This is a genomic window from Psychrobacter sp. GW64-MNA-CIBAN-0177 (assembly GCF_040309585.1).
Lineage (GTDB): Bacteria > Pseudomonadota > Gammaproteobacteria > Pseudomonadales > Moraxellaceae > Psychrobacter > Psychrobacter okhotskensis.
Genome location: NZ_JBEOOY010000217.1, coordinates 1 through 274, shown reverse-complemented (window position 1 = coordinate 274; position 274 = coordinate 1). Strand labels below are relative to the sequence as shown.

At 37.6% G+C, this 274-nt stretch carries 1 pseudogene; it reads right to left on the bottom strand.

Annotated features, from left to right (window positions below):
* Positions 1-274, bottom strand: a pseudogene (locus AAEY79_RS14835) (NADP-dependent oxidoreductase); the annotation flags it as partial.

The window sequence follows — 274 nt, the reverse complement described above, 5'->3', positions numbered from 1 at the left end:
CCTTAACCATTTGTTTACCAATGTTTTCGCCTGAAAACAAACCAATAAAGGCAGTAGGAATATTGTCAAAACCCTTAATAAGGTTTTCTTTATAGATTATTTTACCATCGTTGTACCATTCACTAATTTGTTTTTTGGCATCATCAAATTCTTCCATAAAATCATAAGCCACAAACCCTTCCATACGCGCACTTTTTTTGATCAACCTATGCATCGGTCTCGGACCTTGCGCTGGGTTTTCCTCATTGTAATCGGCGATTTGACCACAGATAGC